This window comes from Chloroflexus sp., assembly GCF_034434295.1.
Classification (GTDB): domain Bacteria; phylum Chloroflexota; class Chloroflexia; order Chloroflexales; family Chloroflexaceae; genus Chloroflexus.
Genome location: NZ_DAOTZQ010000125.1, coordinates 53724 through 64006 on the forward strand (window position 1 = coordinate 53724; position 10283 = coordinate 64006).

Genomic DNA, 10283 nt, shown 5'->3' on the forward strand with positions numbered 1-10283 from the left:
AAATGCCAGTTCGGCGAAGTGGGTGCTCGGTCAGCTCGATACCGAGTGGACGCGCGATCCCGATACCGGTTTGACCACACCCGGTGGCATGGCCGATTATCGACTGATTATCACCAATACCAATTCGGTGCCATTGACCAATCTGGTGCTCATCGATATTCTGCCGTGGGTCGGTGATGTTGGCGTCGTCCGCTTCAACGATCCGCGTGGTAGCGAGTGGCAACCCTACCTGGCCGGCCCGATTGTGGTGCCCGACGGTGCCACTGTCTATTACAGCACGACCAACAACCCCTGCCGTAATCCCGATCTTGGTCTCACCGATGCGAATGGTGATCCGATTGATGCACCGGGGTGTGTCGATCCCCAGTGGTCTACTGTGCTACCGTCTGATATAACGGCAGTACGGTCGGTGCGCATCGATTTCGGCAGTCGCGTGCTTTATCCGCAAGACTCGATTGTCATCACCTGGCCGATGCGCGCACCGCTGGGTGGTACACCGGGTGAGATTGCCTGGAATACGTTCGGCTATCGCGCTTTTGATATCAATGGGAATCCGTTGCTTGCGGCTGAACCGCCACGGGTTGGTATTGCGCGAGGGCCGGTTATTCCGCCATCGTATGGGAACTACGTCTGGCTGGACGCGAATCTGAATGGTGTGCAGGATACCGGCGAGGTTGGGGTCAACGGGGCACGGATTGACTTCTACCAGGACACCGATGGTGTTGCCGGGCCGAGCATCGGTGATCGCTGGGTGGGCTTTACTATCTCTGGCCCGGATAATGATGGAAATCCCGGTTATTATCTCTTCTCCGATCCTGACGACATTCTGCCCGGTGATTACTACATTCGCGTCACGCCTCCGCCTGGATACGGCTTGACCACTCCTGATCAGGGTGGTGATGATAGCCGCGATTCAGATATTAGCCCGACAACGCACTATAGTGCAGTGACTACCCTTAGCTCCGGTGAAAATGATGACACCTGGGATGTGGGATTGATCACCGACACGGCAGTCGGGGATTATGTCTGGATTGATCGCAATGGCAACGGTGTGCAAGACGAGCCGCCGGGCGATGGCGTGAATGGGGTTACGGTACAGCTCTATACAGCGAGTGGCACGTTAGTTACTACAACCGTTACGGCTGACGACCTGCTCGGTAATCCCGGTTACTATCTCTTCAGTGGTTTAAGCGCCGGCAATTATTACATTGAGTTTGTATTGCCTGCCGGTCTGAATTTTACGACTGCCGATAGTGGCAGTAATGATCAACTCGACTCTGATGCGAATCCGATGACTGGGCGCACAGGTGTCTTCACCCTGGCTGTCAATCAGTTCGACCGTAGCCGCGATGCCGGTTTGCTAGTGCTGGCGGGTACGCTCGCGCTGGGTAATCGGGTCTGGCATGACCGCGATAATGATGGTCGCTACGAGCCGCAGAATGGTGAAGCTGGTATCAACGGGGTTCGCCTGAGTCTCTTCCGTGATGTGAACGGCAATGGCCAGCCCGATGCCGGTGAGTATGTCGGTAGCTCAACGACGGCAACAGTTAGCGGTGAAGCCGGGTATTATCAGTTCACGAATCTGGTGGCCGGCGACTATATTGTGGTGATTGACGATGACAACTTTGCACCGGGTGGCGCTCTCTTCGGCATGCGTTCGAGCAGTGGGAATGATCCGGCCCCTGATCCCGATACCAATGTCGATCACGATGATAATGGTGCGCTGTTTGGTGCAACCGTTCGCTCACAGCCGATTACCCTCACGATCAACGGCGAGCCGACCAGTGATGGTGATGGCACGAATGGGAACCAGACCCTCGATTTTGGTTTTGTGAATGGCGCTGCGCTCGGTGATAGGGTCTGGTTTGATACGAATGGCAATGGTATTCAAGATGCCGGTGAACCAGGGGTTGCCGGTGTGACGGTTGAGCTGCTCGATGGCAGTGGTAATCCTATTGATAGCGATCCGATAACATCCGGTGTGCAACCAACCATCACGGTGACCGATGGCGCCGGTCGGTACGGCTTCAGCGGGCTGGTTGCCGGTACCTACCAGGTGCGCTTCAGCAATCTGCCTGCCGGATACAGCTTCACGACTGCCGATCAGGGTGCGAACAACGACCTGGATAGTGACGTTGACAATGCCGGTTTGACGCCGGTCATTACGCTTGCCGCAAACCAGATTGATCTGAGCTGGGATGCCGGTCTGGTCGCAACACCGGCCAGTCTGGGTGATCGAGTCTGGAATGATCTTGATTATGACGGTATTCAGGACATCGGCGAGCCGGGTGTGAGTGGGGTACAGGTACAGCTCTACCGGCCCGGTTACGACGGTGTGGCGGGTACTGACGATGATGAGCTGGTGGATACTACAACAACTGACGGTAATGGCAATTATGGTTTTACCAATCTGCCGCCCGGTCGCTATTTTGTCGCGTTTGGGTCGCCACTAGCCGGTTTTGCCGTATCGCCTACCGATCAGGGCGATGATACGCTCGACAGCGATGCCGATCTTACCACCCGTCGCACCGCGATTACTGAGCTAGTGCCGGGTGAGAACGATCCCAACTGGGATATGGGGCTGTTTGTCTTTGCATCCATCGGTGATCGCGTTTGGAGTGATACCAATAATAACGGTATTCAGGACATTGGCGAGCCAGGTGTGGGTGGTGTGCAGGTACGGCTCTACCGTCCGGGCAGCAGCGTGCCGGTGACCACCACCACCACGAATAGCAGTGGCTTCTACAGCTTTACTAACCTGATCCCTGCCGACTACTACGTGGAGTTCGGCCTGCCCGGCGGTTATCGGGCCAGTCCACAGAACCAGGGGAGCGATGATACGCTTGACAGCGATGCCGATCCCATCACGCGCCAGACGGCAACTACGACCCTCGATCCAGGCGAGAATGATCCAAGCTGGGACTTCGGTATTGTGCCGACGGCCAGTATCGGTGATCGGGTCTGGCTCGATCTGAATGCCAACGGTATTCAAGATGCGGGTGAAACAACCGGTGTGCCAGGGGTGCAGGTTGTGCTCTACGACAGCGCAGGCAACCCTCTCAACACCACGGTGACCGATGTTGACGGCTTCTACCGCTTTGAAAACTTGCTTGCCGGTGACTATTACCTGCGGTTCGTGGTACCGGCCAGCTTTATCATCAGCCCCCAGGATCAGGGCGGGAATGATAATGCCGACTCTGATGTCAATTCGACGACGTTCCAGACCGTATCGACGACGTTGAGCGCCGGTGAGAACGATCTGCGCTGGGATCTCGGCCTCTATCAGTTGGCCAGTATCGGTGATCGAGTCTGGCACGATGTAAATGGCAATGGCCGGCAGGATGGTGGTGAGCCAGGAGTGGCCAACGTGCAAGTAAGGTTGTACCAGCCGGGCAGCGATGGCCAGGCCGGCACAGCCGATGATGTGCCGGTTGCCTCAACCACAACCGACAGCAATGGCGAATACCTCTTTAACAATCTCCAGCCCGGGCGGTATTTCGTCGAATTTGATGCGGCTTCCGGTTACAGTCTGCTCAGCCCACGCGATGCTGTGGTTGCCACCGACGAGACCGATAGCGATGTTGATGCCAACCGGCGCACGCCAATTGTCGAACTACTCTCCAGTACATCCAACCGCACGCTGGATATGGGTGTGCTGAACCCGGCCAGCCTGGGCAATCAGGTCTGGTTTGATGCCGATGTTGACGGTGTGCAAGACTCGGGCGAGAGTGGTGTGAGCGGAGTGACCGTGCAGCTCTTTGCGCTCGACGGAACACTGGTTGCCACGCAGACGACCGATGCCAACGGCGAATATCTCTTCACCAATCTGTCACCCGGCGAATACTATGTCGTCTTCAGCAATCTACCGGCCAATCGATCATTTACCCGCGTCGATCAGGGTGGTGACGATACTGCTGATAGCGATGCCAATCCGCTCGATGGGCACACAGGAATCGTGCGTTTGAATTCGGGCGATGCCAATCTCACCGTTGATGCCGGTATCTTCGAGACCATCATCGTCGGTGATCGCGTCTGGCTTGATCGCGATGCTGATGGGATACAGGATAGTGATGAAACCACCGGTATCCCTGGGGTGCGCGTCGAGTTGCTGCGTGATAGTGATGGCACCGTACTCGATTACACCTTCACCGATAGCAATGGTCTCTACCAGTTCACCAATCTCTTCCCTGAGACGTACCGTATTCGCTTTAGCGAGATTCCAGCCGGTTATCTGCGCAGTCCGCAAGACCTGGGTGGCAATGATCAGCTCGACAGTGATGCCAACAGTAGTTTCGAGACGGCACCGTTCACGCCGGTGTCGGGTAACAATCCGCAATACGATTTAGGTCTGTACCAACCGGCTGAAATCGGCAATTTTGTCTGGGAAGATCGCAATGGGAACGGTCGCCAGGATGCCGGTGAGCCGGTACTGGCGAATGTGACCGTGACACTGAACGGTACCACCGGTGCCGGTGACTCCGTCTCGTTGACGACGCAAACCGATAGCAACGGCACATACCTGTTCGCTAATCTCGTGCCCGGTACCTACACGGTAAGTGTCAGTGCACCGGCCGGGTATGTTTTCACTGCTGCCAATCAGGGTGATGATACAGGTGACTCTGATACTGATGCCTTAGGCGTCATGGCTACAACCACGCTCGAATCGGGTGAGAGCGATCTGAGCTGGGATGCCGGTCTCTACCGTCCCGCCAGCATCGGCAACTTTGTCTGGCGCGATACCAACGGCAACGGCGTACAGGATAGTGGTGAGATTGGGATTGATGGTGTAAATGTGACCCTCACCGGTACGACCGGCAGTGGTAGCCTGGTGAACCTGACGACCACGACAAGTGGCGGTGGTGTCTACAGCTTCACCGATCTGGCACCGGGGAGCTATCAGATTACGGTCACTGCGCCAACCGGCGAAAGGTTCACGTATCGCGATATTACGGCGACCGAGGTGGCCGGAGCAACGGACAATAACGATAGCGACGCGGATAGCAACGGCGCGATGATCGCCACTACCCTCGAATCAGGTGAGGACGATCTGAGTTGGGATGCCGGCCTGGTGATTCCGGCCAGTTTGGGCGATTTCGTCTGGGAAGACCTGGATGGTGATGGCGTCCAGGAGACAGGTGAGCCAGGCTTTGCGAATGTCACTGTTGCGCTGATCGGTGCCGGACGTGACCGTACCTTCGGTACTGCCGACGATACACTGACCACAACGACTACCAGTGGGAGCAGTGGCTACGGCTTTACCGATCTGCAACCCGGTCGCTATCGTGTGCGCTTTACTCGCCCGAACGGATATGGCTTCACGGTTGGGGATGCCACGGCAGCAACCGACGCCACCGACTCGGACGTGCCGACAGGAACTGCGGCAACGGCTACGACAATAACCATTGATCTCGAATCTGGTGAGAATGATCCGACCTGGGACGCCGGTCTCTACCAGCTCCTCTCGTTGGGTAATCGGGTTTGGGAAGATACCGATAACAACGGTCAGATCAACGGCAGCGAAAGCGGGATCGATGGCGTGACCGTCAACCTCTACCGCGATCTCAATGGTGATGGTGACGTCAGTGATAGCGGTGAAACGACGCCAGTTGACACCAAGACAACCGCAAATGGTGGTTACTATCTCTTCAGTGGTCTGGTGCAGGGTAACTACCTGGTAGAAGTCGTTTTGCCGGCAGGCTATGTGTCGAGCACGGGTACGAACGGTAGTGCGACCGGGGCTTATGAACCGGCACCTGACGCCGATACCAACACTACCGATAGCGATGATAACGGTACCCGTAGCGGCGGTGTTGTGCGCAGCACCATCGTGCGGCTGGCCCCCAATAGTGAACCGACCGCCGAGAGCGATCCGTTGCCGGGCAGCATTACCGATCCGGCTCGTAACGAAAACAGCAACCTGACGGTTGACTTCGGCCTCTTCCGTCCGGCAAGCATCGGTAATCTGGTCTGGTTCGACCGCGATGCCGACGGTGTGCAGGATGGTGGCGATGAGACAGGCATCGGTGGCGTGACGGTACGGCTCTACGATGCCGGCAACACGCTCATTGCGACCATAACCACAGCTGCTGATGGCAGCTACGGGTTTGATTATCTCATTCCAGGCAACTACTATCTCGTCTTTGACCTGCCGACCGGCTATGTCCGTAGTCTGCAGGATGAAGGTGGCGATGATACCACCGATAGCGATCCTGATCGCACCAGCGGTCAGACCACTGTGACAAACCTGGTCGCCGGCGAGAGTGATCTAAGCTGGGATGCTGGTTTGTACCAGCTGGTGAATCTGGGCAATCGGGTCTGGAACGACGTCAATAATAACGGTCTGCTCGATAGTGGCGAGAGTGGTATTGATGGAGTGGTTGTCAATCTCTACTACGATGCAGATCGAAACGGTATCGTTGACGGTAGTGAAGAAACCCCAATTGCCACAACGACCACTGCTGGTGGTGGCTTCTACAACTTCTCCGATCTCGATCCAGGAGATTATCTGGTTGAGATTCCGGCCAGTAATTTCGCAGGTGGCACTGCGCTTGGGCCGAGTGGTAATCAGCCGGCCTTCCGTTCCAGCACCGGCACCAACGGCTCCGCGACCGGTCCTAACGAGGCAGCACCTGATCCTGACGACAACGTTGATAATGATGACAACGGTACCACCGATGTAAGCGGTGCTGTTCGCTCGGCCATGATCACCCTGCGCTCGCAAGATGAGCCAACAGGTGATAGCGATGGCAATAATGGCAATCTGACCGTTGACTTCGGCTTCTTCCGCCCGCTGACGCTGGGCAATCTGGTCTGGCATGATGTGAACAACAACGGCCAACGCGATAGCGACGAGGCCGGGATTGATGGTGTAACCGTCCAGCTCTACCGTGATACGAATGGGAATGGTAGCTACGATGCCGGTACCGATACGCTGGTGGCGACTACCACGACCGGTGGTGGTGGAGACTATCGCTTCACCAACCTGATCCCCGGCGATTATCTGGTGGTCATTCCGGCAAGCAATTTTGGCACCGGTGGTGCACTGCGCTTCTTCCGCAGCAGTGATAATGGCAATGCGACCGATAGTGCTTTCGATCCCGATGGCGATATCGATAACGATGATAACGGGATCGGGCCAAATGTGGGTGTAGTGACTGGTGCGGCGACGGATTGGGTACGCAGCACCGCAGTAACCCTCAGCCTTGACGGCGAACCAACCGGTGAAGATGGCGATAGCAATACCAATTTGACCGTCGATTTCGGCTTCTACAGCCTGACCATCGGTAACCGGGTCTGGATCGATCTCAATAACAACGGTGTCTTTGATACCGGAGACATCAATGGTGGCTATGCTAATGGTAGAACGGTAAACTTGCTCTACGATGCTAATAATGACGGTGTAATCAGTGGCAGTGAAACAACTGCGGTCGCCACCATCACAACTAGCAACGGCGGACGTTACCTGTTTGGTGGTCTGCGCGATGGTGGTAATTACGCCGTAGAAGTTGTCTCGGATGCAAGTAACGTCTCAAGTACTGGGGTCAATGGTAGTGCCAGTGGTCCCTATGAACCGGGACTTGATCCTGATAGCAGTACGGTGGATAACGATGACAACGGTACTGCGACCGGTAATAATGAGCGTAGTCCGGTCTTCACCGTGCGTGTCGGCTTAATGCCTACTGGCGAACCGGATGCAGCGATGCCGATTGGAGTAACCAATCCGGCTGTTGATGCCAACAGCAATCTCACGATTGACTTCGGTCTGTTTGATGATGCCCGGATTGGCGATCAGGTCTGGCTCGATGTCAATGGGAATGGAATACGCGAAACGGGCGAAATCACCTATATTGCGGGTGTTACGATCACCATCTACAATGCCACAACCGGTCAGCCGCTTGACGGTGATCCCAACACGTCCGGCATCCAGCCTATTACGCGCACATCAGTAGCAGCCGCGACCAGCTACCTCTTCGACCGTCTGATTGCCGGTACCTACTACCTGGTCTTCAGCGACATACCGGCGCAGTACGCAATCAGTCCGCTGGATCAGGGTGGTGATAATACTGTCGACTCGGATGTTGATCCATCCTCGCTGCGAACTGACGACATCGTGCTCGGTACCACGAACAATAACGATTTGCGCTGGGATTTGGGATTGTACCCCCGCCTGACATTGGGGAATCTGGTCTGGTATGACAGCAACGATAACGGTCTGGTTGATGGAGGTGAGAGTGGGATCAGCGGTGTTCAGGTTGATCTCTACCGCGATAGCAACAATAACGGTCAACCTGATTCAGGTGAGTTTGTGGCATCAACTACAACTGAGGCAACCGGTAACTACTCCTTTACCGGTTTAGAGCAGGGGAACTACATCGTCGTCATCCCGGATAGCAATTTTGCCATTGGAAAGCCGCTCTACCGCCATCGCTCGAGTACGGGCAGCAATGGTGCTGCGACCGGGCCGTATGAACCGGCTGCTGATCCGGACAACAACAGTGACAACGATGATAACGGTACCGATACTAGTAATGGTGTGGTCAGCGGGGTCATCTCGCTCAATCCGTCGGTCGAGCCAACCACTGATGGTGATGGTGCGAACGGCAATCTGACGCTCGATTTCGGTTTCTTCGAGCCACTCACGCTGGGCAATCTGGTCTGGAACGATGTGAACAACAACGGCCAACGCGATAGCGACGAGGTCGGGATTGATGGTGTGCGCATCGAACTCTACCTGGACAGCAACAGCAATAACCAGGTTGATGCAGGTGAATTTGTTGCATTCACTACAACAGCGAGTGGCGGTCTCTACACCTTCAGCGATTTGATTGAGGGGAACTACATTGTGCGCATTCCGGCCAGCCAGTTTGGTGCTGGTCAGCCGCTGGCCGGTTTTGTGTCGAGCACCGGTACCAATGGATCGGCTACCGGCTCCTACGAACCGGCCCCCGATCCCAATAGCGACATCGACAACGATGACAACGGTACCACCAGTGGTAGCGGCAACGTAGACAGTGTACCAGTCACGCTCGTGCGCCGTACTGAACCAACCACTGACGGCGATGGCAATAACGGCAATCTGACGGTTGATTTCGGCTTCTTCCGTCATGCCCGCCTTGGTGATCGGGTCTGGCACGATCAGGATGCCGATGGTATTCAGGAAACCGGCGAATCGGGTATCGGTGGGGTAAGTGTGAAGTTATTCAGTGCCGGCCCTGACAATGCCATTGGCGGTGGCGATGATGCACTGGTGGCGACAACCAGCACTGATGGGAGTGGGATGTATGGCTTCAGCCATCTCGTGCCCGGCAATTACTACCTGATCTTCACCCAACCCACCGGGTACAGCGATGTCAGTCCGCAAGATCAGGGCAGCGATAACGCTACTGACAGCGATGTTGATCAGGTAAACCGCCGGACGCCGCTGATCACGCTCGCTGCGGGTGATAATGACCCGTCCTGGGATATGGGGGTCTTCAACCGTGCCAGCATCGGCGACTTCGTCTGGGAAGACACGGATGGGGATGGCGTGCAGGATATTGGCGAGAATGGGGTTGGGGGCGTGACGGTTAGGCTCTATCGGGCCAGTGGCTTGCTGGTCAATTCGACCACGACGGCGGCAGACGGCTCGTACAGCTTCACCAACCTGCCACCCGGTGACTACTACCTAGTCTTCAGCAATCTACCGTTCGGCTACGTCTTCACTGCTGCCGATCAGGGTGGGGACGACGCGGCGGACTCGGATGCCAATACGATCACTGGCAGCACTGCCACCTTCACGCTGGTCAGTGGGCAGATTGACCTAAGCTGGGACGCTGGTCTCTACCGACCGGCCAGTGTTGGTGATCGGGTCTGGCTCGACACCAACGGCAACGGGTTGCAAGATGCCGGTGAGTCGGGCATTCAGAGTGTTGCCGTCGCAATCTACAGTGTTGGCCCGGATGGTGTTATCGGTGGTGGTGATGATGTCTTCATCTCGGCGACATTCACCGACAGCAGTGGTAATTACAGCTTCAGCGGGTTAAGACCGGGGCGCTATTACCTGCTCTTCAACCTGCCGACCGGTTACAACATCAGCCCCCAGGATCAGGGCAGCAATAACACTATTGACAGCGATGTGAACCCGATCTCACGGCAGACGACGGTTGTTACGCTCGCGTCGGGTGATAATGATCCGACCTGGGATATGGGTCTCTATCAGCCAGCCAGCGTCGGCAACGTCGTCTGGCACGATGTCAACGGCAACGGCGTGCAAGATGTGGGTGAGAGCGGGATTGGCAACGTGA

General features: G+C 56.2%; 1 protein-coding gene. It reads left to right on the top strand.

The window, feature by feature from the left end; all coding sequences use genetic code 11:
• Positions 1 to 22 precede the first annotated feature (22 nt).
• On the top strand, positions 23 to 10283 hold a 10261-nt coding region (locus VAE57_RS16650; RefSeq protein WP_322822978.1), incomplete at its 3' end, for an SdrD B-like domain-containing protein.